The sequence below is a fragment of the Novosphingobium kaempferiae genome (assembly GCF_021227995.1).
Classification (GTDB): domain Bacteria; phylum Pseudomonadota; class Alphaproteobacteria; order Sphingomonadales; family Sphingomonadaceae; genus Novosphingobium; species Novosphingobium kaempferiae.
The window spans coordinates 5,480,460-5,506,847 of record NZ_CP089301.1; the positions used below are offsets into that span (position 1 = coordinate 5,480,460).

The 26,388-nt window shown below is 66.8% G+C and carries 20 protein-coding genes and 2 pseudogenes; 13 read left to right on the top strand and 9 right to left on the bottom strand.

The annotated features are described in order from the left end of the window. Nucleotides 1-390 carry a type II toxin-antitoxin system VapC family toxin gene (locus LO787_RS25050; RefSeq protein WP_232493671.1) on the bottom strand — a complete coding sequence of 130 codons (390 nt, stop codon included), beginning with the start codon at nt 388-390 and terminating at the stop codon, nt 1-3. Continuing rightward, a complete protein-coding gene (locus tag LO787_RS25055) occupies nt 387-632 on the bottom strand; it encodes an AbrB/MazE/SpoVT family DNA-binding domain-containing protein (protein WP_232493672.1) in 246 nt (81 codons plus the stop codon). The genes LO787_RS25050 and LO787_RS25055 overlap by 4 nt, the downstream gene beginning before the upstream one ends. 125 nt (nt 633-757) lie before the next feature. On the opposite strand from LO787_RS25055, the gene LO787_RS25060 reads away from it, so the two are divergent. From LO787_RS25060 to LO787_RS25090, 7 genes are all read left to right on the top strand, one after another. Further along, nucleotides 758-1,576, top strand: a complete 819-nt coding sequence (locus LO787_RS25060) for a 3-deoxy-manno-octulosonate cytidylyltransferase (RefSeq protein ID WP_232493673.1) — start codon at nt 758-760, stop codon at nt 1,574-1,576. A 13-nt stretch (nt 1,577-1,589) separates the two neighbouring features. Next, nucleotides 1,590-2,177: a histidine phosphatase family protein gene (locus LO787_RS25065; RefSeq protein WP_232493674.1), complete on the top strand. Its 588-nt coding sequence runs from the start codon at nt 1,590-1,592 to the stop codon at nt 2,175-2,177. Then, complete coding sequence (locus LO787_RS25070; protein ID WP_232493675.1) at nt 2,159-3,724, top strand: capsular polysaccharide export protein, LipB/KpsS family; 1,566 nt, start codon at nt 2,159-2,161, stop codon at nt 3,722-3,724. The genes LO787_RS25065 and LO787_RS25070 overlap by 19 nt, the downstream gene beginning before the upstream one ends. Continuing rightward, a complete protein-coding gene (locus LO787_RS25075; protein ID WP_232493676.1) occupies nt 3,721-4,953 on the top strand; it encodes a glycosyltransferase family 4 protein in 1,233 nt (410 codons plus the stop codon). Before LO787_RS25070 ends, LO787_RS25075 begins: the two co-directional genes overlap by 4 nt. Nucleotides 4,954-5,143: 190 nt before the next feature. Then, nucleotides 5,144-5,338: a type II toxin-antitoxin system RelE/ParE family toxin gene (locus LO787_RS25080; protein ID WP_232493677.1), complete on the top strand. Its 195-nt coding sequence runs from the start codon at nt 5,144-5,146 to the stop codon at nt 5,336-5,338. After that, nucleotides 5,335-5,622, top strand: a complete 288-nt coding sequence (locus tag LO787_RS25085; protein WP_232493678.1) for a helix-turn-helix domain-containing protein — start codon at nt 5,335-5,337, stop codon at nt 5,620-5,622. Before LO787_RS25080 ends, LO787_RS25085 begins: the two co-directional genes overlap by 4 nt. A gap of 95 nt (nt 5,623-5,717) precedes the next feature. Further along, complete coding sequence (locus LO787_RS25090) at nt 5,718-6,038, top strand: hypothetical protein (RefSeq protein WP_232493679.1); 321 nt, start codon at nt 5,718-5,720, stop codon at nt 6,036-6,038. A gap of 294 nt (nt 6,039-6,332) precedes the next feature. Here LO787_RS25090 and LO787_RS25095 read toward each other — a convergent pair whose 3' ends face one another. From LO787_RS25095 to LO787_RS25105, 3 genes are all read right to left on the bottom strand, one after another. After that, a complete protein-coding gene (locus LO787_RS25095) occupies nt 6,333-7,367 on the bottom strand; it encodes a glycosyltransferase 61 family protein (RefSeq protein ID WP_232493680.1) in 1,035 nt (344 codons plus the stop codon). Nucleotides 7,368-7,681: 314 nt separating this feature from the next. Continuing rightward, a complete protein-coding gene (locus tag LO787_RS25100; protein WP_232493681.1) occupies nt 7,682-8,827 on the bottom strand; it encodes a DUF2279 domain-containing protein in 1,146 nt (381 codons plus the stop codon). A 336-nt stretch (nt 8,828-9,163) separates the two neighbouring features. Beyond that, the gene (locus LO787_RS25105) at nt 9,164-9,739 is read right to left on the bottom strand and encodes a sterol desaturase family protein (protein WP_338045402.1); all 576 of its coding nucleotides are present in this window, start codon (nt 9,737-9,739) and stop codon (nt 9,164-9,166) included. A gap of 172 nt (nt 9,740-9,911) precedes the next feature. On the opposite strand from LO787_RS25105, the gene LO787_RS25110 reads away from it, so the two are divergent. After that, the gene (locus tag LO787_RS25110) at nt 9,912-10,655 is read left to right on the top strand and encodes an SDR family NAD(P)-dependent oxidoreductase (protein WP_232493683.1); all 744 of its coding nucleotides are present in this window, start codon (nt 9,912-9,914) and stop codon (nt 10,653-10,655) included. 180 nt (nt 10,656-10,835) lie between these two features. On the opposite strand, the gene LO787_RS25115 is transcribed toward LO787_RS25110, so the two are convergent. Continuing rightward, complete coding sequence (locus LO787_RS25115) at nt 10,836-12,302, bottom strand: LTA synthase family protein (RefSeq protein ID WP_232493684.1); 1,467 nt, start codon at nt 12,300-12,302, stop codon at nt 10,836-10,838. A gap of 264 nt (nt 12,303-12,566) precedes the next feature. Here LO787_RS25115 and LO787_RS25120 point away from each other — a divergent pair, with 264 nt between their 5' ends. The 3 genes from LO787_RS25120 to LO787_RS25130 all read left to right on the top strand — a co-directional run bounded on the left by LO787_RS25120 (nt 12,567) and on the right by LO787_RS25130 (nt 15,775). Beyond that, nucleotides 12,567-13,871, top strand: coding sequence for a capsule biosynthesis protein (locus LO787_RS25120; RefSeq protein ID WP_420847776.1), 1,305 nt, complete (start codon nt 12,567-12,569; stop codon nt 13,869-13,871). 505 nt (nt 13,872-14,376) lie between these two features. Beyond that, entirely contained in the window at nt 14,377-15,243 is an 867-nt protein-coding gene (locus LO787_RS25125) for a helix-turn-helix domain-containing protein (protein WP_232493685.1), read from the top strand. 232 nt (nt 15,244-15,475) lie between these two features. Next, nucleotides 15,476-15,775: a hypothetical protein gene (locus tag LO787_RS25130; RefSeq protein ID WP_232493686.1), complete on the top strand. Its 300-nt coding sequence runs from the start codon at nt 15,476-15,478 to the stop codon at nt 15,773-15,775. Nucleotides 15,776-15,841: 66 nt separating this feature from the next. Here LO787_RS25130 and LO787_RS25135 read toward each other — a convergent pair whose 3' ends face one another. Together LO787_RS25135 and LO787_RS25140 are read right to left on the bottom strand one after the other, a co-directional pair. Further along, complete coding sequence (locus tag LO787_RS25135) at nt 15,842-16,237, bottom strand: hypothetical protein (RefSeq protein ID WP_232493687.1); 396 nt, start codon at nt 16,235-16,237, stop codon at nt 15,842-15,844. Next, complete coding sequence (locus tag LO787_RS25140) at nt 16,234-16,932, bottom strand: ParA family protein (protein WP_232493688.1); 699 nt, start codon at nt 16,930-16,932, stop codon at nt 16,234-16,236. The genes LO787_RS25135 and LO787_RS25140 overlap by 4 nt, the downstream gene beginning before the upstream one ends. 461 nt (nt 16,933-17,393) lie before the next feature. Here LO787_RS25140 and LO787_RS25145 point away from each other — a divergent pair, with 461 nt between their 5' ends. Beyond that, nucleotides 17,394-18,071 (top strand): DUF4214 domain-containing protein, encoded by a 678-nt coding sequence (locus tag LO787_RS25145; RefSeq protein ID WP_232493689.1) that lies wholly within the window; start codon nt 17,394-17,396, stop codon nt 18,069-18,071. 68 nt (nt 18,072-18,139) lie between these two features. Then, nucleotides 18,140-20,011 (top strand): annotated as a pseudogene (locus LO787_RS26285) (glycosyltransferase); the annotation flags it as partial. 330 nt (nt 20,012-20,341) lie between these two features. Here the strand turns inward: LO787_RS26285 and LO787_RS25150 are convergent. Further along, nucleotides 20,342-26,374: pseudogene (locus tag LO787_RS25150) on the bottom strand (pertactin-like passenger domain-containing protein); the annotation flags it as partial. Nucleotides 26,375-26,388: the final 14 nt, after the last annotated feature.

Consider the following 26,388-nt stretch of genomic DNA (forward strand, 5'->3'; position numbering starts at 1 on the left):
TCAGCGGATCTGCACGACATCCACGCCAATGGCTTCGGCAACGAGGCTCCACTGCCTGTCGCACGTCCAGCTCGCCAGCCCGTCGCGCTGCGCCAGGGCAAGGCAGTAGCGGTCGCCGAGCGAGAGCCCGGCCTCCGCCGTCAGCGCGCGCAGGCGACCGGCGATGCGCGACAGCGCGTGGTCGGCGGGCACGATCTCGATCGGCAGCGGGTCCAGCATCGCGTCGATGGTGGCGGGCGGCATGCCGAGGTGCGCGTAATGGCTGACGACTTCGGCATAGTTCACCGCGCACATGCGGGTGGACGCTATCGCCTCCGCGACCCTATCGGCGCCCGGTTCCGCGTTCAGCATGGCGATCAGCGCGGACGCATCCAGCACGATGCCGGTCATTCGCCGCTGTCTTCCCGGCGGCCGGCAAGGAAGCTTGCGGCATCGGCGGCGGGCTGTCCCGCCGCATACTGCCGGGCAAGGGCCTGTGCGCGGGCAACGGCCTGCGCGGCGGTGCGCATGACGATGCCGTCCTCGGTCTCCTCAAGGAAGATCGCTCCGCCATCGACGAGGCCGAGCCGCTTGCGGATCTCGGCGGGAAGGCTCATGCGCCCGTTCGGCGTTATGTTGACCTGAATGGTCATGCATGCCTCATTCGATCATATATGCCACTGATTGCAGCTTATGCCATGAAACGCGATGAATTGCCATCAACCCCGCTCAGGCTGAGCTTGTCGAAGCCCCCCGCGTTCGGGCATTGACGCCACCGATGACCATCTCCCCCGCCCTCATCGTCGTTCCCGCGCGCTACGGATCGACGCGGCTGCCCGGCAAGCCGCTGCTGCCCATCGCCGGGCGCACGTTGCTGGAGCGCGTCCACGCGGTCGCCCGCGCCGCCGCCGATCTCGCGGGCGGGTGCGCGGTGGTGGTCGCGACCGACGACGCGCGCATCGCCGAACATGCCCGCCAGATCGGCGCGGAGGTGGCGATGACGGCGGCGGAGCTGGACTCCGGCTCCTCGCGCGCCTGCGCCGCCGCGCGCTCTCGGGGTGTGCTGCCCGAACTTGTCATCAACCTGCAGGGCGACGCGCCGTTCGTGCCGCCTGCGGTGGTGGCGGGGCTGATCGCGACGCTGCGCGAAGGCGGTGCGGACGTGGCGACGCCGGTCTACCGGCTCGACTGGGAGCGCCTCGAAGCCTTGCGCAAACACAAGGAAACCGCGCCTTTCAGCGGCACTACCTGCATCCGGGGCGCGGACGGGCGGGCGCTGTGGTTCTCCAAGACCATCGTCCCCGCCCTGCGTGACGAGGCGAAGCTGCGCGCCGCCGGGCCGCTTTCGCCGGTTTGGCAGCACATGGGCCTCTACGGCTACCGCATGGCCGCGCTGGATTGGTTTGCCGCCGCGCCGCAGAGCGCCTACGAGGTGCTGGAGGGGCTGGAACAGCTGCGCTTCCTCGAAGGCGGGCGCTCGATCGCGACGGTGGAGGTCGCCCCGCCGAGCCATGCGATGTCGGGGATCGACACCCCGGCGGACCTCGCGCTGGCGGAGGAAGCCATCGCGCGGCTAGGCGATCCGTTCCCGGCCTGATACCGCGCATCCGATGTTCGTTATCGTCCGACACGGCAATACCTTCGAGGCCGGCGAGCCGCCGCGCCGCATCGGCGCGCGCACCGACCTGCCGCTGACCGCCGCGGGGCTGGCGCAGGCCGACGCGCTGGGCGCGCATTTCGCGGCGCAGAACCTCGGTTTCCTGCGGGTTCTGGCCTCCCCCCTCGCCCGCACCCGCCAGACGGCGGATGCGATCCTCGCCCACCTGCCCGGCGCGCCCGAGGCCGAACCGGTCGACTGGCTGCGCGAGATCGACCATGGCCCCGACGAGGACCGCACCGAGCCCGAAGTCCTTGCCCGCATCGGCGCAGAGGCGCTGGCGGCGTGGGATGCGCGCGCGGAGCCGCCGCCGGGCTGGACGGTGGACGCGGAGGTGCGGATCGCCGCCTGGCGCGCGCTGTTTTCCGGGGATCACGGCCCGACCCTCCTCGTCACCAGCAACGGCGCGGCGCGGTTCGCGCTGATCGCGGCGGGGCTCGAGGTGCCGGGTGGAATGAAGCTGGCGACGGGCTCCTACGGCATCATCCGCAGAGGTGAGGATGGCGTGCTCGGCCTGGCCGAATGGAGCGTCAGACCGTGAGTTTTCCGCCGATCCTGCGCTCTCCCCCGTTTCCCGGGGGAAGCTCCGGGGTGTCCCTCCCCGCCTCTCAGGGCAATGCTCCGGGCGACCCCGCCGCGCTGTTCGCCCTGGTGCGCGAGGCGCGTGTCGGGGGGGACTTCTGGGCCGCGCCCGCACGGGCCGAGCATCGCGTCGCCATCGTGCGCAGGCCGCTGAATACCAAGGATTATCCTGAGGTCGATCCATGGTCCGTGCTGCTCCATGCGCAGCGTCTGGAGGCGCACGGCGATGACGAGTGGATCGTCCTCGCCCGCGTCACCGGGCTGGCGGTGGAGGTGCTGTCGCCGGGCCGCTTCGGTGCTCCGGGCGACGATGCGGCCAAGCTCGACCGGCTTGCGGCAGAGGCGCTGACCTGCGCGCAATGGCGCGATCCGTTCACCGGTGGGCCTTCCACCATCGCGGCGGTGGTGGAGCTGCTGGCGCTGTGGCGCAGCACGCTGGAGGCCAACCGGCCGATCCTCGCCGCCTGCGGCATGGCATGGTGGAAGCGCGCGGAAATCCGCCGTTTCCTCTGGCATCCGGCGCACCGTCTGGCCATCGTGCCGTCCGCCGACCGGGCCTTGCAGATCGCCCGCCGGGGCGGCGGCGCGGTCGCCATCTGGCCCTCGCGCGTCTCCCCTGCCCTCATCGAGAAGGCCCGCGCCGAAGGCGTGCCGTTGGTGCGCGTGGAGGACGGTTTCGTGCGCTCCGTCGGCCTAGGCGTGGACCTCGTGCCGCCGTCTTCCGTGGTCGTCGACGCCACCGGCATCCATTTCGACCCCTCGCAACCCAGCGATCTCGAAGCGGTACTGAACGGCACAGAGATGCACCCAAGGGTGCTTGAACGGGCCAGAGCGCTGCGCGAGACGATCGTGAAGGCGGGCATCAGCAAGTATGCGGCGGACCTGACCGCGACGCTGCCGGAACGCGATCCGAACCGCCGTCTCGTCCTCGTCACCGGGCAGGTCGAGGACGACATGTCGGTCCTCGCCGCGGGCGGTGGTCCCGGCTCCAACCTCGCCCTCCTGCGCCGCGCCCGCGAACTGGAACCCGATGCCGAGATCTGGTTCCGCCCGCACCCCGACGTCGACGCCGGGCACCGCAAGGGCGCGGTCCCCGATGCCGAGGCGCTCGCCCATGCCGACCGGGTCGTGCGCGGCGGCGGCATGGCGCCGCTGCTCGATGCGGTGGACGCGGTGCATGTGCTGACCTCGCTCGCCGGGTTCGAGGCGCTGATGCGCGGGCGGGAGGTGACGTGCCACGGCGTCCCGTTCTATGCGGGCTGGGGCCTGACCCGCGATCTGGGCGCCGTGCCCGAACGGCGCACCCGCACGCTCACCCTCGATGCGCTGGTGGCGGGGGTGCTGATCCTCTACCCGCGCTATCTCGATCCCGTGACCGGCCTGCCCTGCCCGCCCGAGGTGCTGGTCGGCCGCATGGCGACGCAGAGCGCAACCAATCGCCTGGGCTGGATCGCGCCGCTGCGCCGCTGGCAGGGCAGGCTGATGAACCTGATCCGCAGAAAATGACCGTAATCCTCGACATATCCCGCCTGATCTCGCGCCTGCGCTATTCGACGCCCTCGGGCGTGGACCGCGTCGAGATGGCCTATGCGCGCGGCCTGCTGGCGCATTACGGCGACGACCTCGCCTTCGCCGCCGTCCACCCCTCGGGGCTCTATGGCCGCCTGAAGCGCGATGCCGCGCGCGCCTACCTCGACGAGCTGGAACGCCGCTGGGCGAGCGAGGAGGACGCGCCGCGCCAGCGTTCGCTCGCCTCGGTCATGCCGCAGCTTGCCGCGCTGCTGCCGACGAGCAAGGGTGTGGGCAGCGGGGGCATCGGCTCGGGCGCGGAGGGCGGGGCCGTCTACGTGCAAGCCTCGCCCCACCACCTGACCAATTCTGCCAAGGTCCACCGCATCCTCGGGCGCGAGCGGGCGCGGTTCCTCTGCCTCGTCCACGATCTCATCCCGATCGAGTTTCCCGAGTACGCCCGCCCCTCCGGCGCGGCGCTGCACCGGCGGCGGATCGAGACGATCGCCTCGGCCATCGCGGCGAGCGGCGGCGCGGCGGTGGTCAATTCCGCCGCCACCGGGCGCTCGCTGGAGCCCTGGCTCGTGCCCGGCACCCCGGTCCACGTTGCGCTGCTCGGCACCGAGGCCCTTCCCGCAGCCCTGCCCGAGAAGTCGCCGGACGAACCAAACACGGACGGGCGCCCCTACTTCGTGTGCCTCGGCACCATCGAGCCGCGCAAGAACCACCTCTTGCTGCTCCACCTCTGGCGGCATCTGGCCGAGACCCTGCCGCCCGGGCAGGTTCCGCGCCTGATCGTCATCGGCCGCCGGGGCTGGGAGAACGAGCAGATCGTCGACATGCTGGAGCGCTGCCCCGGCCTCGTCGGCAACGTGGAGGAACTCGGCGGCTGCCCCGACGCGCGCCTCTCCGCCCTGCTGCGCGGCGCGCGGGCGCTGCTGATGCCCTCGTTCGCCGAAGGCTACGGGATGCCGGTGGCCGAGGCGCTCTCGGTCGGCACCCCGGTCATCGCCAGCGACCTGGCGGCGCTGCGCGAAGTGGGCGGCGCGGTGCCCGACTACCTCGACCCGCTCGACGGTCCGGGCTGGCAGGCCATGATCCTCGACCACGCCGCGCGCGGGCCTGCCCACGCCGCGCAGATGGCGCGCCTGCCGGGCTGGCACAACCCGAGCTGGGCCGAGCACATGGCCATCGTCGCGAAGGCGATCGAGGGGCTGCGGGCATGACATGCGCCATTGACGCATACGCCATTGACGCATAGATTGGTGCCGTGACCGCCTTGCAGACCGTCGTCGAGCTGCCGGAGTTCATCCGGCGCGCCAGGGCGATCATGAGCGATGACGAACGCATGGCACTGGTCAACCATGTCGCCGCGCGGCCGGAATCCGGGATGTCGCTGGGGGTGGTCTGCGCAAGATGCGTATTGCGCGCAAGGGCGGTGGCAAGAGCGGAGGGTTTCGCACCGTCTACGTGTTCGGGGGGCTGCACATGCCGATCTTTCTCCTCACGGTCTTCGCCAAGAACGAGAAGGACAACCTGACAAGGGCCGAACAGGCCGCCGCAGTGGAACTGAGCAAGCTCCTCGTCGCGCGCTATGGAGAAAGACAGTGAGTGCCTACGACAGCATCATGCAGGGCCTGAGCGAAGCGCTGGACCATGCGCAGGGCAAGGACATCGGCGCGCAGGTGCATGACGTCGTGGTGCCCGCCGTCGACGTCGCCGCGATCCGCGCCAGCACCGGGCTTTCGCAGGGCGATTTCGCGCGCAGCATCGGCGTGGCGAAGGGCACCCTGCTCAACTGGGAACAGGGCCGCCGCCACCCCACCGGCCCCGCGCAGGTGCTGCTGGCGATGATCGCGCGCAAACCCTCGCTGGTGAGTGAACTGCTGGGCTGAGAGTATCGGCGGTCGGTTGCCGGCGACTGCGGGCTGTCCGGATACGCCCCATAGCGGACCTTGCTTCTCTCAAGCTCCACTGGCAGCAAGTCAGCATGACCACGCTTCTTCAAATCGTCGCAACTGACGTGCTTTATTACCATGATGCCGACGAGAGAGCGTTTTTTGAATGGCTGGACCGTATGGCCTTTGTCGCGGATTATCACGGCGAAGTGAGGGATTTGTTCATCAATCTCAATCGATCTCCAACGGATGATGATATGTGGGAGATCATCGGCTTCTGTCGCAGATACGGCATTAATATGACGCAGCTTGCTAAATTCGAGACGCCTGAAAACACTGCATGGCTACGTGACAATACGATGATTTGGCACCGAGAAATATTCGGCAGCCTGAGCGAAGCGAACGGCAACTAACCACCCCTTGCGGACAAAATCTGCCAGTCAGCACACGCCCCCTAGCGGACGTTGGGTGAGCCCCGCTTGGAAGAAAGAAAAGGGTTCGCGCGGAGGCGCGGAGGCGCAGAGGTGTCGCTTTGAGCCGCAGGCTCATTCCATGATCCGACAGAGCGTAAACCGCAGCCTCGAAAGCAAAAGCAGCTTCGCCGCAAGGGCTGATCCTCCGCGTCTCCGCGCCTCTGCGTGATTCCTCTTTTATTCTTTTCGATCATCGCTGGTGAGCGAACTGCCGGGCCGAAGGTGTCGGCGGGATCAGGACTTCACGAGGTCGAGCGTCCTCTCGATATCGTCGATGTCGGCGGTGAAGGCCTCGTCATGGCCTTCGCCGATGACGACCGCGAAATCCTGCTCCTGCCGGTCGGTCAGCATCTTCATCACGGAAACCGCCCGCGTCGGCGGGAAGATGGCGAGGGCGCAGCATCCGGGCGGCATCACCGCGAAACCGTGGTTGAGATGGCTGCCCTCGACACCGGCGACGACACGGGCATTCGCGCAGACGTGTGCGATTTCATCGACGCTCGCGTGGCTGGGATCGAGGATCTGGAAACCGCGTGAGCGGCCGAGCCGCTCGGCGATGTGCCACTCGTTGCGCAGCACGCGCGGGTCGCCGGTATTGCCCCGCAGCAGGAACACGCCCGGGTGCTCGGGCATGGCATCGCGGGCCAGCCGGTCGCGAATGGCATCGGCGCGGCGACGCTTGTGCTGGTTGTTGGAGGCATCGTCGAAGATGTGCAGCTCGCGGAACCACGCGCTCGATCCCCGCTCCGGGGCCATGCCGAGCCGGGCCTCGTAATCGGCCTTGTGGCCGGTCGGTTGGCCGGTGGTGAACGGGTGTCCGGTTTCCTCCGCCAGTCGGTAGGTGGGGCAGTCGTTCGCGAGCCATAGCCCGAACCAGCGGTTGCCCATCCAGCTTTCGTAGATGGAGGCGGTGTCGAATTCGCGCGCGGGCCGCGCCGCGGGCGTCCATCCGGCGCGCTGCCGCAGGGGCCGCACGGCGCTTTCGGCATAGAGCGTACCGTCGCTGAGCAGCACGTTCTTGAGGCGGTAGCCCATCGTCGCGCCCTGCATCGACGCGAAGCCGCCCCTGAAGTCGCGCAGGACCTCTTCCACGGAACCGAATTCCGAGCCACGGATGCGGTCGAGCTGGCCCGGCAGACAGATCGCCGGACGCACGATCACTTCCGTGCCGGGTGCGATCTGCCAGGAATCGGTGGCGGCGGAGAGCAGTTCGGCGCGGGGACGACGCAGCAGCCTGTTGACCGCGAATGCGGCGGGCCGAAACGACATGCGCGGCGCGACTGCCGGCTTGCGATCGGATGTCCGGCCCCCGGGGGCTGCATCGGGCGATGCGTACATGCAAATACTCCCGCTTTGAGTATGCCAGTCAAGCACACTCAAGTCGCAGGAAGTATCCGTAATATTCGGACCATTCTGCCTTTAGCATATGCCCGAAGAAAAAGAAAGAATTATTTCTACAATATTGCTGAAGCGTAAGACAGTTTCATTCTGCGTCGTATCAGCCGTGCTCCAGTGGACTGCCTGTCTCCTGCCTGCGGGACGCGCCGATACATGTCGCCGTCGTCGCAGTGATGCGGGCGGCCTCAGTTCCCGAACCGCCCCGTCGTGTCGTAGCGCAGCGAGGTATAGGGCACCTGCAGATAGTCGAGCACCGAGTACGCCGCCCGGCCGATGCGCGACCCGGACTTGGCGAAGAGCAGTTCGCCCAGGTTCAGGCCGACGCCGACGAACAGGTGGCGCTTGGGGGTGATCCCCCTGTCCCGGTCGCTGTTGAGGAAGTCGCTGGCGTAGTAGCCGACCTGGAGGTCGAGGTACTTCAGCGGGCTGCGCTCCAGCCCCTCGAACCCGGCGCCCTTCAGCGAGAACATGAAGCGCTGCTGCTCGTAGTGCTTCTTGCCGACGTGGCTGTAGATGTTGCCGTTGGGGATGATCTCCAGCTTGAAGGCCACCTTTTCCTTGAGGCCGGGCACCGTGTTGCGCAGCACCGAGAAGGCGGCGCCGGCGATGTTCATCGTCACGTCCTGCATCGAATAGCCGCTGTCGGGCTCGATCGCGTCGGAGATCTCGTTGATCGCCATCAGCCCTGCGGCGAGGATGCCCGCGGTCAGCGCATCGCCTTCCGAGCCGCCGGTGTTGCGGTGGATGCGGTAGTGCAGCAGCTCGGCGATGAGGTAGGTGTTGTAGGCGTGGGTGAGCTTGTCGACGCCGATGTTGTGGGTGTCCTTGCCGAACCACCCCTCGTCCTTGAAGTGGAAGCCGGTGGTCGGCTTGAACAGCTTGGGGATCGACTGCGCGCCGACGTAGGCGCTCAGCAGCGCGAGCTCGGTGCCGACCGCGCCGGTCTGGCGGAAGAAGCCGCGATGCGTGGAAAATTCGCGCGGGACGTGGCCGTTGGCGTCGCGCGGCGGCGGGCCGTCGGTGATCGAAGGCGCGGCGGCGGGGTCGGACGGCGACGGCGGTGCGGGCGGGCCGTAGGCGGCGGGCGCGGGCTGCGCCTCCTGCGGCAGCGCGGCGAGGCGCGCCTCGGTCGCGGCGCCGCGTTCGGCGCGGGCGATGTCGTCGAGATCCCAGTGCTCCGGGGCGATGCCGGCGAGGGTTTGCGGTGCCGCGATCCGGAACGGCGCGTTTTCCTCCGGAATGGAGCTTTCCAGCGCCTCGGCGCAGGCCGGAGTGGCCGTGAGGCAGGCGAACAGCCCCATCGCCGTCCAGCACCCGTAGCGGTTCCTCATCGCATTCCCTGTCGCAGCGCGTTCCATCGCCGGGCGCCTGCGGGACGAGCCCGCGCGGCGACCGAGGCCGTGGCCGGTCCCCCCGCTGCCGGAGGCCGGTCCGGAAGAAAATCATCCGGAATGAACTGTTTTTAATGCCGTGAGACGATCTTGCCAGCGTTTTGTCATCGAAGAGTCATGGTTTGCCGGACGGGCCGATTCACCATGACGCTGAGATCGCTGCGGAATTCGTCCTTGTGGCGGTTCACACACCGCCTGTGCGCTCAACCCCTGCGCAGGGGCGACGGGAAAGAATGGAACAGGGTAGCGCCAGCCCTATCGGCCAGCGCCGCGTCCTCAGCGCTTGAGCGAGGTGATCCGCGATCCGAACACGCGGTCCCAGAAGATCGCCGAGATCGCGAAGTTGCCTTCGTCGTCGACGTAGTGGTGGCGCATGTGGTGGCGCTTGAGCATCGCGCCGATGCGGCCGCGCATGGGGAACTGGTGGCAGGCGTAATGCACCGCGTCGTAGATCACGTAGCCGGTCATGAAGCCGAGGAACGCCCAGGTTCCCGCCATGCCCAGCGCCGCCTCGCACCCTGCCCAGACGAGCAGGCCGACACCGATGCTCACCGGCAGCGGCATGAGGCCGCGCATCGGGTCGTTCGGACTGTCGTGGTGGTTGCCGTGGATCAGGAACACCAGCCAGCGCACCGCCTTCACCTTGCTGTCGAGGTGGAACAGGTAGCGGTGCATCGCATACTCGAACAGCGTCCACGCCATGAGGCCCACGGCGACCAGCGCGAGGGCCTGCAGCGGGCTCGCCCAGCCCCACCCGGCCCATGCGATCAGCGGGAGCAGCACCGCCCAGCTCACCGCGAAGGTTCGCGGCGAGATCAGGGTAAGCTTTTCCAGGCGCTCGCTTTTGAACAACCGGATGCGTTGCGGACTGGAAACCGGAGCAGGCATTGCGGGCGATGCTGGACAGGAGGGCAGCTTGGCTGTCAAGTCGAAATGCCTCCAGGCGGGGTTAACATGTGACAGGAAGAATGAGGAAACGGCAATCATGGGGATGACGGAATCGTTTGCCCCCACCCGTATTTTGGTGACCGGCGCCTCGGGCGGGCTCGGTGGGGCGCTGGCGCGGCACTATGCGAAGGCCGGTGTCCGGTTGTCCCTGTGGGGCCGCGATCCGGCGCGCCTGGCGGCGATCGCGGCGGATTGCCGGGCTGCGGGGGCGCAGGCGCAGGTGCGCTCGCTCGATATCGGCGACGTCGACGCGGCGCTGGCGGCGCTGGCGGAGGACGACGCGGAAGAACGGTTCGATCTGGCGCTATTCGCCTCGGGCCGGGGCGACGTGCGCGCGGCGGGCGACCTCGTCGAGGACGCGGCGATGGTGGCGCGGATGGGCACGGTCAACTTCACCGCCCCTGCCGCGCTCTCGGCGGCGTTGGCGGCGCGGATGGCGGAGCGGAAATCGGGCCGCATCGTGCTGGTCGGCTCGGCGGCGGCGTTCCACGCCCTGCCCTTCGCGGCGGCCTATTCGGGCACCAAGGCGGGCCTCGCGCGCTTCGCCGACGCGCTGCGGATCGGCGTCGCGCGCCACGGGGTGAGCGTGACGCTGGTCTCCCCCGGCTTCATCGACACTGCCGCAGGCCGCAAGGTGCCGGGGCCCAAGCCGATGCTGATGACGGCGGACGCGGTGGCCGCACGCATCGCCAGGGCGGCGGTGCGGCGGCAGGCGCACCTCGTCCTGCCCTGGCCTTTCATCGCGCTGCGCTGGCTCGACCGCCTGCTCCCCCGCCTCCTGCGCGACCGCGTGCTGGGCGGCCTGGCCCCGCCGGGGTGACGCAGTTCCTCCCCGGTACGGGGAGGGGGACCATGCGAAGCATGGTGGAGGGGCACGCGGCGGATCGCCGGACCTCGCCGCGCGCGCCTTGCAAAAGCGCGGTCCTTCGAGGGTACGCGATCCTGCGCGTGCCCCTCCACCACCCTGCGGGCGGTCCCCCTCCCCCGGTGGGGGAGGAATTCAGTGTCCCAGCACTTGCCCGAGGATCGCGTGGTGCAGTTCCGCAGGGGTGAGGTCTTCGCGGCGGTTGTCTCCCGGCAGCACCCTGCCCGCAGAGTCCATCCGCAGCATCACGTAGGGCGTGTGCCGGTCTCCGCCCGGAGCGGTCGCGCCGGGGATGCTGGGGCGGTGGTCGCCGAAGAACACCAGCAATGCCGGGCGCCCCAGCGCCGCCATCCGCGCCGAAAGCGTCGCCAGCATCACGTCGCCCTTGCGGACGAGGTGCATGTAGCCTTCCACCAGCTCAACCCCCGCCTCGGTCTCCCAGGGCCCGTGGTTCTCGATGGTGACGGCGTAGAGCAGCGTCGGCTGCGTCGCGGCCTCGGCCAGCGCCATGATCTCGTCCGCCATCGCCGCGTCGGTGACGTAGCGGCCCTCCCCCGGCCCCGGCGGGGCGAAGCGGTCCTCGCCGACCAGCGCGGCGAAGCCGCCCGCGGGCATGATCCGGTCGCGGCCGTAGAAGCGCATGTCGTGCGGGTGGACGAACAGGCTGCGCCATGTCGGGCCGAGCCTTGCGGGCAGCGCGTAGGAGCCCTCTCCGGTGGCGGTAAGGTACGGATCGTAGCGGCGGAAGCCGAGCGCGGCCTCGTCGCGCCCGAACAGGACGCCGTACTCGGTGCGCATGGTATAGGCGCCGAAGCCGCTGACGTTCAGGTTGCCCCACCGGCAGGCCGAGGCGCGCGCGGCCTCCAGCGCGGGCAGCGCCAGCGCCGGATCGCCGAACAGTTCGACCGGATCGGCGAAGCTCTCGCACTGGATGACGATCACCAGTTCGGGGGCATCTGTCTCAGCCTGCCGGGCGACGGCCGCACATGGCGCCGGATCGCGCCCGGCGCGCCAGCGCAGCCAGTAGAGCAGCAGCACCGGCAGCAGGCCATGGCGGCAGGTGTCGGCATGGGCGTCGGGCACTTGCGCCAGCGCGCGCCAGGGCGGCAGGCGCAGCGAGAGCGCGAGCGCGAGGAGCCCTCCCCCCATGAGCACGAGGCCGCTGAGGTGCGCCGCCGCGTCCGCGATCGAAAGCCACGCGACGAGGCCGAGCAGCACCGCGCCGACGATGCCGGCCGCCACCCGCTGCCACACCGCCACGGCGGAAAGATAAAACTGGGGATGGCGGAACACCGCGCCGATCAACGCCAGGTCCGAAAACAGCAACGGTTCGCCGAGCATGGCGTGCTTGGCGTTGGAGGCGACCGCGAGCAGCGCCTGCACCGCCAGCGCCAGCACCATCGCCACCGCGCCGTTGCCGCAGATCGCGAGGAACCCGCCGTAGAGCGCCGTCGTCATGCAGGCGAGCAGCCAGAGCCCCGCGCCGCTGCGCAGGAATCCGGGATTTTCGCCGCCCTGCAAGGACTTGCGCGGCCGCACCAGCGCGTCCAGCAGCCCTGCGCCGATGAGGCTTGCCGCGAATGTCGGTCCGTCGAAGGTCACTGTCTGCGTGGCACCATCACTTGGCCCCCGTGCGGGCCGACAGGCGTGCAGGCGGGGGTGGGGACGGGCTCATAGCGGGCGCGGCCAAGGCTGTCATCAGGCGACTCCGTCCTCTCCCATGCAGGGCATGCGCGCGCGGCTCGGGCTTGCCGCATGGCGTCGGCGGGACTAACGCTCGTCGGGACATGCCACGCAGGCCGGGCGGCGCAAGTGCCTGCCGCCACGCAGGTTTACGTATGTCACCACGGAGCACGGGTTTTCCGAATGCCTGAATATCGAACCACGGCAACCGGACCTTCAGCCGGATTTTCGAGCGGACCCTCGGGGTTCGCAAGCGGGCGCGAGCCCGCGCCGCGCAAGCGCACCGTGCTGCTGCTCCAGGGCCTGATGGGGCCGCTGTTCCGCCGTCTCGGCCAGGGGCTGATCGCCGCCGGGCACCAGGTCCACAAGGTCAACTTCAACGGCGGCGACCGCGCGTTCTGGCGGCTGCCCAATGGCATCGACTATCGCGGCACGCTGGCCGACTGGCCCGATGCCTTCGCCGCGCTGGTCGACGAGATCGGCGCGACCGACGTCGTGCTGTTCGGCGACTGCCGCGACCATCACATGCCCGCGATCCGCATCTGCCGCGATCTGGGCGTGCCGGTCCACGTCTTCGAGGAAGGCTATATCCGGCCCGACTGGGTGACGCTGGAGCTGGGGGGCGTCAACGGCCACTCCTCGCTGCCGCGCGACCCGGCGTGGTATCGCGCGACCGCGGCCGCCCTCCCCCCGGTACCGCCCCATGCGCAAGTGCCCTCCTCGTTCCGCCGCCGCGCGCTCGAAGGGCTCGGCTACAACGTCGCCGACGTGCTCAGCCGCTGGTACTATCCGGGCTGGAGCAACCATCGCCCCTGGCATCCGGTAGTCGAGGGCATGGGCTGGTTCCGCAAGCTGCGCCGCCGCAAGGAGCGCGAAGGCTCTGCCGCCGTGCTGATGGCGCGGCTGACGGCGTCCAGGGCGCCCTACTTCCTGTTCCCGCTGCAACTCGATTCCGACGCGCAGATCCGCCTGCACTCGCCTTTCGCCGGGATCGCCGATGCGCTGAGGCTGGTGATCGGCTCGTTCGCTGCGCATGCCCCCGCTGGCACGCGCCTGGTGGTCAAGGAGCACCCGCTCGACAACGGCGTGCGCGACTGGCGGCAGGTGACGGCGGACATGGCCGCGCTGTTCGGCGTGGAGGACCGCGTCGACTACCTTGCCTGGGGGGATATCGTGGCGGTCACGCGCGGCGCGCAGGGCGTCGTCACGATCAACAGCACCAGCGGCACTTTCGCGCTCGCCGAGGGGCTGCCGGTGGTGGTGCTGGGCCATGCGGTCTACGACATCGCCGACATCACCTATCAGAACGGCATCGACGCCTTCTGGAACGATCCCGTGCCCCCCTCGCCCGAGACTTTCGCGGCGTTCCGGCGGGTGCTGATCGAGCGCTGCCTGATCCCCGGCGGCTTCTTCTCCGAAGAGGCGCTGGAGAAGGTGGTGCGCCATGCCGTCGCCCGCCTCGAAGGCCACCCGATCGCCCCCGAATGAGGGGCGCGTAAGGCGGCGCGGGGGGTGATTCGCGGACTCTCGCGAATTCCTACTCGAAAGCACGAAGTTTGCCGCCAATTGCTACTCGATAGCACGAATTGCGCGGCGAATTTCTACGCGATAGCACGAATGCGTTCGGCAATTTCTATCTGAAAGCACGAACGAATTTTCATTTTCCTACTCGATAGCACGAACCGTATTGGGTTCCGCCCGGTGGGGATTGCTGCGAAAATTGTCCGATTGAAGTGGAGCCATCCGGCTGCGCTGCAACGTGGCGATCCGGGCAGCCGGATTCTGGAAAAAGGACAGGCCGTGATCACCTAAAAGAAAGCCCGGCACGAAGGCCGGGCATCCTGATGAGGCAAGGACAAGCGTCGCCAAACGCTCACCCGAAAACAACCACTTCGGCTGTCCTTATACCCCATCCCGAAACCGTTTTCAAGGATGCGCGCTTCGCGCCACGCCCTCTTTTTGTCTCGATGACGGCCCTCCCGTGGAGGGACGAATGGCGACGCATACCCTGAACATGGCGCTTGCCGCCGCACTCGGCGGCGTAAGGCCCGCCCGCAAGGCGCGCTCGGGCGCCCCGCACCGTACCGGCGCGCGCGTGCTGCGCGGCAGCGTCGAGGCGGGCACTTTCGAGCATGCCTTCTTCGTGACGCCCGGCAAGGGCGAGACCGACCGCCTGCTGCGCGCCGCGCGCCGCATCCTCGATGCCGGACGCCAGCTGCGCCGCGAGGCGCGCGAGGGGACGCGCACCCTCACCCCGGCCGAGCATGTACTCACCACCCTCACCGCCGCGAGCGTGCGCGTCTTCGAGGAGATCCTGACGCTCTCGCGCCTCAACGGCGGCCGCGTCTTCCCGAGCTACGACCACCTTGCCGAAGCGACCAGCCTCGGCCGCGCCACGGTGGCGCGCGCGCTGAAGATCCTCGAAGGCATCGGCTTCCTCGTGCGCCAGCGCCGCTTCAGGCGGATCGAGGACGCCGAGGGTCCGGGGCCGCGCTACGAGCAGACCTCGAACGCCTACCGCGCCTTCCTGCCGAAGATCGTCATGGACTACCTACCGCGCTGGATGCGCCCTGCCCCCGCGCCCGACGATGCCCTGCACCGCGAGGAAGCCCACGCCGAGGACATGGAGGCGATGGTCAGGTCTCTCACCTGCCGCGAACTCGCCGAGGCCCATGTCGGCGGCGCGCTCGGCAAGGTTCTCGCCCGCTTGGGCGCGGCGATCGACGCGGCTTCGGATCGCCAGGAGCGCGAGTCTCAAACCGATACGCAACCGCTACCTGATTTCATCAGAACAAGGGAATATGGAGTGGACCTGGACGGTCCACGCCTGAATGTCTGGCGACACGGACGCCGGAAATGACACCATGAACCTGCCAACCCACTTCCTGGCCGCAAGGGCCGACGCACCGCTGCGCGGCGCGAGTGTTCCCGGGGGGAACAAGCCGAGGCGGCATCGCGCGGAGCGAGCCTTGTCCTGTTCCGGGAGGTTGGTGCTGCTTGGAGGATATCCTGATGATACGTAGTAGCTATGCGATAGCTATCAGCTATCCGTTTGATAGCGCCCTGCCCTCCCCCACGGAGTTTCCTGCGGAATGATGTATCTGGAGCACATCCTCGCGGCCCTCGCTCTGCAACTGGCGGTGGGTCTTCTCACCCGCAACTGGTGGGCCGGCGCGGCGCTGGCGAGCGCCTACTTCATCGGCCGCGAGATCGCCCAGGCCGAATATCGCTGGATCGAGATGTTCGGGCACGGCCTGCGTGCCAACATGCCATGGTGGGGACCGTTCGACCTGCGCGTCTGGCCCAAGGCGGATCAGTGGATCGACTGGATCGGGCCGGTCGTCACGACCTGCACCCTCGCCCGCTTCATGAGTCGGCGTCGATATCTTTAAGATATCTCAATAGTACCATAACGATATCGGGTAGCTATCGCCTATCGGATAGCTACCCGATATCCATCATTTGCCGCCCGATTGCTCCAGCGCTGCCAGTGCGCGCTCCAGAACGGCGCCGAGCGGGAGGTCCAGTTCGTCGGCGATGCGGTAGAGCGCGGTGATCGTCTCCTCCGTGGCCTTGATGTTGATCTGCTGGTTGCGACCGGTGGTGCGGCGGCGCGGCTGACGGACCGGTGCGGGGGCCGGATTCGGGGGAGGGGGCGCGACCGCTGCCTTCTCGCGTTTCGCGGGCTTTGCCGGGGCCGCCGGGGCAGGGGAGGGGGCGCCCTCGGTGCGCGCCTTGCGGCTCGGGAAGCCGCTTGCCTGCGCGATCTCCTCGATCGCTTCGGCCGGAACCGGCTTGGGGGAGGGCGGGGCGGCGAAATCATCGAGGTTGCCGAAAGGGTTAGCACGGCTCATCGGGCAGTCTCCACTTCACCGGCGGCGGGCGTGCGCGCGGCGCGCAGCCGCTCGATCACTTCGGCGGCGAACTGCTCGGCATTGGCCTGCGCCTTGTCGAGATTGGAGACCTCGCGCGGGTCGAGGTTCTCCAGCGTCTGCTGGAACGAGAACACCGCGCGGAACGCCTCGCGCTCGTTGAGCTGGCTTTCGAACACCGGCACCCCGGCATCGAGCAGCCCGCCCTGGATGTGCCCCATCGTGCGGGTGCGGATGATCGGCGAGGTGCGCGTCAGCAGCACGCCGTAGGGTACCGCGCGGCCCGTCATCTTCTCGTGCTGCTTGAGCACGCGGATGGCGCGGCTCGCCTGTTCGGCGTCGAGCTGCGAGCCCTGCATCGGGATCACCACGAGATCGGCCTGGCTGACCGCGAGCAGCACGATCTTGGCCGCGGTGCCCTCTAGGTCGACGACGACGAAGGGCGTCGTCGCCGCCGCTTCCTCGATCCGGTCGATCACGTTGTCCTCGTCCACGTCGGCTAGGATCGAGAGCGTGTCGGGCAGCTGCGCGCCCTTGCTCCAGGCGGCGATGGGGTGGTTGGGGTCGGCATCGACCACGGTGACGGGCGCGGCGCGCGCCAGCTCCGAGGCGAGCAGCAGGGCGGCGGTGGTCTTGCCCACGCCCCCCTTGGGACTGACGAAGACGACGGTCGGCATGGACGATTCCCCTTTCGCAGTACCGGATAGCTAGCTGGTAGCTACCATGTCAATTCACGAAGACGTTCCGGATAACATGAGATACCATCGAAGTACCATGAATGGTATCCACAGGATATCTTTGATCTGGCCGCGCGACCGCTTCGCTTAGGCGCCGTCATATGGACGCGCCGAAGGGCAGTCGCTATGGCACAATTCCTGCTCGCATATCGCGCCATCCGCGTGTGCGGGCCGCAATCGAGCAACAAGGCTTCAATGTGGGAATACCGAACCGGAAGCGATCGTTGCGGTCCAGTCCCGCCGGAAATGCGGTCGGCTCCGGAGCTGTGCGATGAACCGGTGCGGTGGCTTTGGCACGCGCCTCGTCGATCTGATCCTGGCCGCAGCGATCGCGCACCCGCCTTCCAGTACACCTGCACAAGCGTCGAATTGAACGACACGACTTACCCGGAACCAAAGACATGACCATTGCGGAACTCGTTTCCCTGCAAGACGAGGCGTTCCTCCACGAAGCGTACCGCCTCGTGCTGGGGCGCGAGATCGACACTTCCGGCCTTGAAGGATACCGCCGCAAGCTTGCGCAGGGGCGCAGCAGGCAGTCCGTCCTGGTGGCGCTGGCGCGTTCGAAGGAAGCGCAGGCGCGGTTTGCGCCGCCCGCGCTGTTCGAGCTGTCGGACGAGGCTTTCGTGGACGCCGTCTATGTCCGCATGCTCGGCCGCAATGCCGATGCGGACGGCATGCGCCACTATCTTGGCCAGCTCGGCAGGCACGGCGACCGGATGAGGATCCTGCGCGGCATTGGCGCCTCGGAAGAAGCCCGCCGGCATGATCCGCGGGGATGGTCGTTCCGCCGCGAACTCGACGACCTGATCCGCCGCGAGACCAGTCTTCTGGGCTGGCGCAGGCTGCTGCCGGAGGTCCGGGGCAGGGCACCTTCGGCGCGCGGCTCCTCGCAGGGGGAGATGGCCGTGTTCGCCAAGGAAATGCTGCAGGTCCAGCGCGAGGAGAACGCCGCGCTCAAGGACCAGATCATGCTTCTCGCCAGCGCGATCGAGGGGCTCGCCGCCGCGCAGAAGCGCGACGCCGCCCGCATCGATGCGCTGATCGCGGCCCGCGACGCTGCGGGGCTCTCCGCCTGAGCGCGGCAGCCTTACCCTCTACCCGAAACAGTGGAACCCCGGTCGGGATGCATCCCGACAGATCACATATGACCAACCCAGCCCTTTTCCCCGCTTCGCCCAAGTCCGTATCCATCGTGATCGCAACCGCCGGCCGGGCGCTGTCGCTGGACCGGACCCTGCAGAGCCTGCGCCAGCTGCGCTACCCGCTGTTCGAGGTGATCGTCGTCCTCGGCCCGTCGCCGGACGATTCCGCACGGATCGTCGCGCGGCATGCCGATTTCGTCCGCCTCGGCACGATCGACAGGCTCAACCTGTCGGCGGCGCGCAACATCGGCCTCGCCATGGCCCGCGGCGACATCGTGGCGTTCATCGACGATGACGCCATACCCGAGCCGGACTGGCTGGACCTGCTGCTGACCGGCTACGACGATCCCGACGTCGCGCAGGTCGGCGGATTCATCCGCGACAATCGCGGCATCGACTTCCAGGCGAAGTATCTGGTGGTGGACCGCTTCGGGGATTCGGCCGAGAGCGAAGGCGCCCCCGAGAACCTCGGCGACGACCGCTTCCTCGCACTGACCGGCACCAACTTCTCGGCGTGGCGCGACCGGCTGCTGGCGATCGGCGGCTTCGACGAGGAGTACGCCTACTTCCTCGACGAAACCGACGTCACCGTGCGCCTGCACGACCGGGGCTGGACTTCCGCGATCGTTCCCGAGGCGGAGATCCACCACAAGTACGAAGCCAGCCACATGCGGACCGAGACCCGCGTGCCGCGCACCATGTACCCGACGGCGCGCTCCAAGGCGTACTTCTGCTGCGTTCACGGCGGCCGCCAGCGCCCGCTGCACGAGGTCATGGCCTATCTTGCCGATTTCGTTCGCAAGGAGCGGGCCTGGAAGGGCGACCTGTTCCGGTACGGCCATGCGGACCAGGCCACCGTCGACCGGCTGATCGAGGAAGTCGAGCGCGGTGTGCGCGACGGCGTGCGCGATGCCTTCCTGTACCACGGCCCGCAAGGCCTGCTGGCGGACCCGTCCGCCGAATTCACGGGAGACCCGGCGCAGTTCCACCGGTTCGCGCTGCCGCTGGCGGCGCAGGACCGGCTGCGGCTCTGCTTCCTGTCGCAGGACTATCCGCCGGTGGGCAACGGCGGCATCGGCCAGTGGACCCGCGAGATGGCCATCGGCCTCGCCGCGCGCGGGCACGAGGTCACGGTGATCTGCCGCAGCGAGACGGATTTTCCCTATATCGACTTCATCGACGGGGTCTGGGTCCATCGCATCGTCGTCAGTCCTGCCGATCCGGCGCAGGCCGAGCGCGAGGACGTGCCGCTGACGCTGCTGAACTACAGCGCCTCGGCGGCGGCGGAGATCGAGCGCATCCAGTCGCGCCGCCGGTTCCAGGTGGTCTGCGGCCCGCTCTTCGATCTCGAACCGCTGGCCGCGCTGCGCAACCTCGACATCCCGACGGTCGTCAGCCTCCAGACGACCTACAAGCTCGCCCTGCCGCACAAGCCTGACTGGCTGGGCAACGCGTGGTATCGCAAGTCCCACGTCGACAAGGTCATCGCGAAAGAAAAGGAATTGCTGGAAACGGCCCCTTTCATCCTGGCGAACACCGGCGCGCTGGTCGCCGACCTGGAGGCGGGCTACGCCGTCTCGCTGAAGCCGGACAGGGTGACGATCGTCCCTCACGGGATCGAGGATCTCGCGCGCGGGGTCGAACCCATGGCGGCGCAGCCGGGCGTGGTGCGGCTGCTGTTCGTCGGGCGACTGGAACTGCGCAAGGGTGCCGATCTCCTGCTCGATGCGCTGCCCGGCCTGCTGCGCGATCATCCGCAGCTCGAAGTGGACATCGTGGGCGACGATGGCCTGGTGATCGACGGCGAGACGTTGCGCCATCGGTACGAGGCGCGCTGGCGCGATGCCGGGCTCGACATGCGGCGGGTGACGTTCCACGGCGCCGTATCCCGCGAGGATCTGCTGCGCCACTATGCGAGCTGCGACATCGTCGAGGCTGTAGGTCGTGTCGCCGATCGCCTGCGACTGGTCGCGGTTCATGACGCCGCCGTAGACCTGACCCCAGACACGCGTGTCTGCACCTTCAACGTCGCGCAGTTCGGTCATGTGGCTGCTCCACGCCTGTGCGGACTGATCCCAGATCGCCTGCGCGCCCTCGCCCAGCTTGGCCAGACGATAGACGCCCGCGCCCGCCTGGGAGGTGAGGCCGAAGCTGCCCGCATTGTAGGCCAGCGTGTAGTGGACGAGGCCGACTTCGGTCTGCGCCATGTGGAACGCGGTGGACGAACTGCCCGCGCCGACCTTGACCAGTTCGATGGGCTTGGAGAGCAGCGTCGCGTCCTTGCTCAACTGGTTGAGCACGATGCCGGTCGAGCCGGTTGCGGCGCCCTGGATCACCAGATTGTCGGCCAGACCATTGTTCACGTCCAGAGCCAGCAGGGCATTGCCCGAACCGACGTAATTGCCGGTGAGAGTCAGCGTGTCACCGACCGCGCCGCTGCGCAGGTCGATGGTGCCGCTGTTCTCGAAGCGCTCAAGCCCCTTCAGCGTGACCGAGGTTCCAGCCGCTGCCCGCGCTTCGTTGGCGAGGTTGCGCACCACCAGCGTGCCGCTATTGAGCAGCAAGTCGTCGCCGTCCCCGAAGTCGCTGTCGCCCATGGCGAGGAACTTGCCGGAATTGACGAAGGTGTCCTTCTGGTTGGTGAGACGCAGGTCGCCTTCGATCAGGCCACTGTTGTTGATCGTGACGGCGTGATTGCCGGAAGTCGGCTGCCCCGCCTCGTTCAGCGGATTGAAGACATAGATCGTATAGCCATCGCCCTTGTTGTTGATGGTGCCGGCGTTGTTGATGGTCGAGCCTTCCGCGCCAAAGATGGCGATCGAATAGCCCGGGCCGGTCAATTCGCCGACGGATCCCACCTTGCCGCCACCCGTGACCGTCGCGCCCTTGAGCACATTCAGAACGCTCGTTCCTGAGCCCGCAGACAGTTCGACGGCATGATAGTCCTGCGATACGACGCTGCCACGAACCGTCAGTTCTGCGCTGGTGACGGCGGCAACGATCACGCCGCCGTGCTTCGATGCTACATTACCGACTTCGATCTTTGCGGTGTCCACCTGTACAAAAATACCGTGACCATCTGCAGTGACGGAATTCGCCTTGATGCTCAAATCGATCGCTTGGCTGACAATACCGTTGGCAAAATCACCCTTCGCAACAACCTTGTCCGCGAGAACATCGACGGCGCCCAGATTGTTGTTGGCACCAATGCCGGTCGAGAATGCACCAGATACATATACGTCGGCAGCGGCAACTGTAACCGTTGGAGTTGCTTCGTCAGCGAGAGCAACGACGGGTGCCGCGTCGCGGTAGCGACGACGGGAGTACACCGCTGCAGCAATACCACCACTGCGGTCGCCGAAGGCGCTTACCTTGCCGGTAGAGATTACGGTGATGTCATCCTTGGAAGCCGAAACGGCGCGAATACCGGATGATGCTCCACCTTCGACGCTGACTGTTCCGGCGTTCGTCACCTTTATCGGGCTTCCTGAACGGGTGCCGGTGCGAAGATAGATGCCGACCGAGCCGTAGTCCGCTTCGACTTCGATGGAACCCTTGTTCGTCACCGACAAAGGCCCATCGCCAAGTGCGAGCACGCCGTAGGCGTTGAGTGCGCCGGACATCGAGATGGCGCCGGTGGTGGTGATCTCGACGCCGTCCTGCGTACTGAACCCGCGAACGGCCGCCGCGAAGCGGCCATGAGCAGACACGTTGTTTGCGTGAATCACCGCCTTGCCACCCAGCGCAGCGGCGTAGATACCGCTTGCTTCGTGGCCCTCGGTGGAAACCGTGCCAGTGACATTCACCGTCACGTTCTCACCGAGCGCATAGATACCCGTCGGAACGCGCGCCGGGACGTACGTATCGTCGATCCAGCGACCGGACAATGTTTCGCCCCGCGTCGTGACGTTCTGCGCATTCACCGTCACGTCGCCGTAGTTTGCGAAGGCCAGAATGCCGGCAGAGCCGTCACCCCAGGTCACGACTGAGCCTACATCTATGTCGATGTTACCGTCCGAATTGATCGCAACGAGCGCGTCGGACTGCATTCCGACGGTCTGGATGGAATCGACCGCTATTTTGATATTTCCTGAAGCCGCCCCGCCCTCGTATGCCAGGCCACGGCTATTCGCATAGACGCCGACTGACCCAGCGCCGCGTGTAAGCACGGAATCCTGCTCGATCGAGACATCGCCGCCCAAGGCATAAGCAAAAATGCCCCATGAGTTGGCACCGGTGGTGTCAATCTCCCCTTGAGCGCCATCGATAGTGATGCCGTCTAAGGCTATGGCGTAAATCGCATCAGAGGAATTATAGCCGCCGGTCGATATCTCGCCATTGTTATGAACGGCAATCGTCCCACCGGAAATTGCGATAATTCCTCGCGCATAGTCGCCGGCCACCTTGATGGCCTCATTGATCGTGATATCGAGCGCATTGCCTCTGCCGTAACTGGTTGCATAAATGCCAGCCGCTTCAAGCGCGCTCGTTTCGATATTGTCGACCGCAATGGTGACGTTCTCGCCCGCTGCAAGAATACCGAAGCCGGAACCGGTCGTCGTCACGCTGCCGGCAGTGACCGTCACATCGTCTGAAGCGAGGGCGAGGATGCCCGTACCGAGCGTGCCGTTCAGCGTCACGTCGTCCACGTCGATGGCAACGTTCTTGCCGCTCGCCGAGATACCGGTTGCCTCATAATTGTTGGACGCGATCGAGCCGGCCTTGATTGTCACGTCACCACGTACCGCAGAGACGCCGATGCCTGCGCCTTCCACGGCGCCTGCATTGATCGAAACGTCGCCATCGAACGTGTAGGCGAATATCCCGGCGCTGACGTCGCCGGTGGTCTTGACACTGCCGACGTTGATCGAGACATCACCGTTGATCGCGGTGTTGACTGCGAAGATGCCGACTGCCTCCTTGCCCGCCGTCTCCACTGATCCCGCGTCGATGGAGATAGAATTGTCCCGGCCGTCGCTATAGGCGTAGATACCGTGGGCACCGTCGCCGGTGGTCTTGACCGTATCCACCTTGATGACGGTGTCCATCTGGGTGCCAAGCGCCACCGTCAGGATACCGTAGGAGTCCTTGCCTGCGGTGGACACGCTGCCCACATCGACCGAAATCGATTGCCCGTACGACCGCGACGAACCTCCCGTCAGGGCCATGATCCCGTGTGAGGAGTCACCCTTGGTGCTGACGCTGTCACCGGTAATGCTCACGTTGCCGAGGGTCGCCTGGGCATGGATGCCGCGCGAATAGAAGCCCTCGGTCGACACGGTGCCGACCTTGATCGTGTTGTTGCCGTAAAGGTTGTTGGAGTAGACACCGAAGGCGAAATCACCTTTCGTCTGCACGTCACCCACCGTGATCGAGGTGTTGCCGTCCCGGCCGATGTTGGTCACGTAGACGCCGTCCGACCTGTAGCCTGCGGTCGATACGTTGCCCGCGCTGATGGTGATGTCGCGATCCGCCTGGTCCGTGGTCCAGACGTAGTTGCTGTTGGCGAATATGCCTACCGAGTGATCGCCCTTGGTGCTGACCGAGTCAGCATTTACGATGACGGCAGCGCCCACCGCCTTGATGCCGCCCGCGTCGGAATCCGGGCCATAACCCTGTCCTTCGGTGACGACCGTGCCAGCATTGATGGTGGCCGTGCCGCCCGTGTAGGCGACGATGCCGCGACCGGCCCCGCCCGTGGTCGTCAGCGATCCCACATCGACGCTGACGTCGCCGAAGAAGCTCGATGCATAGACGCCGTCCGAACCGTAGCCCGAAGTCGTGATCTTGCCCGCATGAACCGATACTGGACCGACATAGGCGTTGGCACGGATTGCGGTCGAAGCGAAGCCCGCAGTCGACACTTCGTCCGCGTTGATGGTGATGCCGCCCGGCAGACCGGCAACGTTGTTGGCGGCATAGATGCCGAAGGAATGATAGCCCGTGGTCTTAACGGTGCCGGCGTTGATGGTGATATCGCCGTAGCCGACGGCATGGATACCGATGGAATCCTTGCCGGAAGTGCTCACCTGCTGAACGGTTATATTGGTCTTGCCGTCGGCAAAGGTATCGATGCCGTGGGCATTATCACCCATCGTGACGATCGTACCGGCGTCGACGGTCACGTCGCCGCCGAACACGCCGGTTTCAGGGTTGTAGCCTCGCAACGCGGCAATCTGGATGCCCGACGAGTGAGCACCCGAAGTCGTCAGCGAACCGACTTTCACGCTGGCGTTGTTGCCCAGCGCAATGATGTCGACACCGGTCGAACCCTCGCCCTTGGTCGTAATCGTACCTGCATCGACAGAGGTCTGGTGTGCAACACCATCGTAGCTGACACTAACCATTTTAACAGCGGTCGAGTCAGATCCGGCGGTCGAAACGGACCCCGCCTTGATGATCGAGTCACCGGAATCGATGCTTGTGTAAATGCCGTGGCTGAAGTCGCCCGATGTAGCTACCTTGGCGACATCAAGGTTCAGCGCGCCGCGAACCATCGCCGACTGGAAGCCGGCAGCGAAATCACCGCTGGTGGTCAGTCCGCCGGTAATGATGAAATTCTGCTCCGCATCCACTCCGCCGACGAGCATCGCCGGAGAATGGTCGCCCACCGTGCTGATCGACCCGATCGTAGCTTCGAGCGTTCCGCCGTTCTTGACGATCGTAAGTCCAATAGCATCGCGACCGCGCGCGACGTCGCCACGTGTCTCGATGCTGCCGATGTCGATCGTGGCATTGCCTTCGGTATTGTAGAGGATCACGCCGCGCGAAAGGTCGCCATCGCTGACCACGGTCCCGAGGTCGATCGACACGTCGCCATTGACCTTAGCCACCACGCCCGCCGTGTTCGTGCCGCTGGTCGTGACGCTGTCGGCCTTGATCGCCAGCGTGCGCCCCTCGACGACGTAGCCCGTCGAGCCGCCGACATAGATGCCGACCGAGCTTGTGCCGGAAGTGGCGACGTCCCCGGCGTCAACTGTGACCTGGGCGGCATTGCTATACGCCATGATGTTGACGGCATTCGAGAAATCGCCGTGCGTCGTTACCGTCCCGACAGTCAGATCGACATTGCCGTAGACGCTGACAGCAGCAAGACCGGCCGAACTCGCACCGCTAGTCTCGACCGTATCGGCGGACAACGAAATGTTCCCGAACCCGCCCGCGTAGGCTCCCCAGGCGTTATCGCCCGTGGTGACGATATCGCCCGCCGATACCTTCGTTTCTCCCATGGTGAGATTGGTGGCCAGGATACCGTCGGAAGCGTAACCGCTTGTAGCGATGGCGCCTGCATGAATGGTCAGGTCGGCAGGGGCGCCAAGGAGAGCCTGACCGGTCTCCGGATCGAAGTCGGGACTCTGCCCTGCCTGTGCATCAATGCCGACAGAATAGTCCCCGTGCGTGGTGACCGACCCCACATCGACGGTCAGGCTGCCGGAGACGGTCCGCCCGAGCACCCCACGCGAGTAAAATCCGTCAGTCTCGACACTGTCGGCCGACACATGGATAGCGCCGCTGTAGCCGATGGCGCGGATGCCGTCCGCATAGTCGCCGGTAGTCTTGACTGCGCCAGCCTTCACGTCGATCGCACCGGACACGCTGCCTGCGGCGATGCCGTGGGCCTCGAAGCCCTGCGTGGTCACGTCGCCGACGTGGATGGTCAGGTCGCCCGTGCTCGTGTGTCCCGCGACGCCGATCGAGCCTGCACCATGCGTGGCGATCGTGCTCGCGCCATCGGCGATCAGCGAGGCGGCGCCGCCGGAGAAATTGCTGACCGTGACGCCATTCACGTAATCGTCGCCGGTGTCGACCGAGATGCGGTCGGCAAGATGGACAGTTAGATCCTGCGGCGTGTCCTCGTTGCCGATGACGTACTGGATGCCACCGGGATAGCTGGCTGACGCCGGGCAGGTGATCGCGGTGAGGGTCAGCACACCGCAGACCGGAGCCGCCGCTATCGCGGGTACGCTTCCCAGAAGCAGTGCAGCCGCAGCGCCGCTGAGAGTGGTGCCGAGACGCAGCGCCTGACGGCGGCGGGCCTGAAGGCGGGAAGGTCGCCCGGACTTGATGCTCGAAACAACGCGATCGTCGTGCACAATGTGCTCCCTGGTGACGTCCAGGAGCAATCCACAATCGGATCCCGCACCCACCGACGGACGCCGATGACGATGGCAGACTTCAGAACTGGCTATGGGATCCGACCCGTTGCCCCCTTTTTGATGCGAGCTGAACGTCGCCATGGGTGCAGACCCGT

What these genes read in the sequence shown, in the direction of transcription:
- LO787_RS25060 (WP_232493673.1), top strand. Translation starts at nt 758, where the DNA reads ATGACCATCTCCCCCGCCCTCATCGTCGTTCCCGCGCGCTACGGATCG.
- LO787_RS25100 (WP_232493681.1), bottom strand. Translation starts at nt 8,827, where the DNA reads ATGAGGAACCGCTACGGGTGCTGGACGGCGATGGGGCTGTTCGCCTGC.
- LO787_RS25130 (WP_232493686.1), top strand. Translation starts at nt 15,476, where the DNA reads ATGATGTATCTGGAGCACATCCTCGCGGCCCTCGCTCTGCAACTGGCG.
- LO787_RS25080 (WP_232493677.1), top strand. Translation starts at nt 5,144, where the DNA reads ATGCGTATTGCGCGCAAGGGCGGTGGCAAGAGCGGAGGGTTTCGCACC.
- LO787_RS25055 (WP_232493672.1), bottom strand. Translation starts at nt 632, where the DNA reads ATGACCATTCAGGTCAACATAACGCCGAACGGGCGCATGAGCCTTCCC.
- LO787_RS25090 (WP_232493679.1), top strand. Translation starts at nt 5,718, where the DNA reads ATGACCACGCTTCTTCAAATCGTCGCAACTGACGTGCTTTATTACCAT.
- LO787_RS25075 (WP_232493676.1), top strand. Translation starts at nt 3,721, where the DNA reads ATGACCGTAATCCTCGACATATCCCGCCTGATCTCGCGCCTGCGCTAT.
- LO787_RS25135 (WP_232493687.1), bottom strand. Translation starts at nt 16,237, where the DNA reads ATGAGCCGTGCTAACCCTTTCGGCAACCTCGATGATTTCGCCGCCCCG.
- LO787_RS25070 (WP_232493675.1), top strand. Translation starts at nt 2,159, where the DNA reads ATGGAGCGTCAGACCGTGAGTTTTCCGCCGATCCTGCGCTCTCCCCCG.
- LO787_RS25065 (WP_232493674.1), top strand. Translation starts at nt 1,590, where the DNA reads ATGTTCGTTATCGTCCGACACGGCAATACCTTCGAGGCCGGCGAGCCG.
- LO787_RS25125 (WP_232493685.1), top strand. Translation starts at nt 14,377, where the DNA reads ATGGCGACGCATACCCTGAACATGGCGCTTGCCGCCGCACTCGGCGGC.
- LO787_RS25095 (WP_232493680.1), bottom strand. Translation starts at nt 7,367, where the DNA reads ATGTCGTTTCGGCCCGCCGCATTCGCGGTCAACAGGCTGCTGCGTCGT.
- LO787_RS25145 (WP_232493689.1), top strand. Translation starts at nt 17,394, where the DNA reads ATGACCATTGCGGAACTCGTTTCCCTGCAAGACGAGGCGTTCCTCCAC.
- LO787_RS25050 (WP_232493671.1), bottom strand. Translation starts at nt 390, where the DNA reads ATGACCGGCATCGTGCTGGATGCGTCCGCGCTGATCGCCATGCTGAAC.
- LO787_RS25120 (WP_420847776.1), top strand. Translation starts at nt 12,567, where the DNA reads ATGCCTGAATATCGAACCACGGCAACCGGACCTTCAGCCGGATTTTCG.
- LO787_RS25140 (WP_232493688.1), bottom strand. Translation starts at nt 16,932, where the DNA reads ATGCCGACCGTCGTCTTCGTCAGTCCCAAGGGGGGCGTGGGCAAGACC.